Below are 828 nucleotides of genomic sequence, written 5' to 3' on the forward strand. Positions count from 1 at the left end.
GTCAGCAACCTGCCGTGCATGGCGCTCAGTGGCGTGAACGGGTTTGCGGTGAGCGCTGCGGTCGGCGCCTTGACCCGCGCCATGAGCGGCTCACCCAACCCGGTGCATACCGCCACCGGCGCCAAGGTGCTGAGCGATGTCGAGGACCAGGATTTTTTCATCGCCGGGATTCTGCCGGTCGAGTGGCAGCGCTTCTACAACAGCCGCGACACCCGAACCGACAGCCTGTTTGGCACGGGCTGGAGCGTGGCGTATGAAGTCAGCGTGCGCATTGAGCCGCACCCCGAGGGCGGCGAGCGGCTGATCTACACCGATGAGCAGGCGCGCGTCATCGACATGGGCAGCATCCCCTTGGGCGGGGCGGTGTACAGCGCCGGTGAAGGCCTGGCGGTACGCCGACACGACAACGGCCAGTTACTGATCGAGAGCGAAGACGGGCGTTATCGCCTGTTCGAACCGGTTGCGACCGATGCTGGGTTATTGCGCCTGACCGAGCTGGGCGATCGCAACGACAACCGGATCTTTCTCGATTACGACGGCCTAGGGCGTCTGATCCATGTGCGCGACACCTACAACATCGTGCGCCTGCTGCTGGTGTATTCATTGCGCTGGCCGCGGCGGGTCGAGCAGATCGAACGGGTGTACATCGATGAAACCCGCGAGGTCCTGGCCAGTTACGCGTATGACGCTCAGGGCGATCTGGCTCAGGTGCAGGACGCGTTGGGCCAGACTCAGCGGCGCTTCGTCTACTACGAGCAGCGCATGGTCGAGCACCAGTTGCCCAGCGGCCTGCGCTGTTTTTACCAGTGGGCGCTGATCGACGAGCGT

General features: G+C 64.0%; 1 protein-coding gene. It reads left to right on the forward strand.

Annotated features, from left to right (window positions below):
* Positions 1 to 828 (forward strand): DUF6531 domain-containing protein (locus ACWKV9_RS27660; RefSeq protein WP_483839291.1); only part of this gene is annotated, 828 nt, incomplete at both ends.

The sequence above is a fragment of the Pseudomonas corni genome, assembly GCF_057128765.1.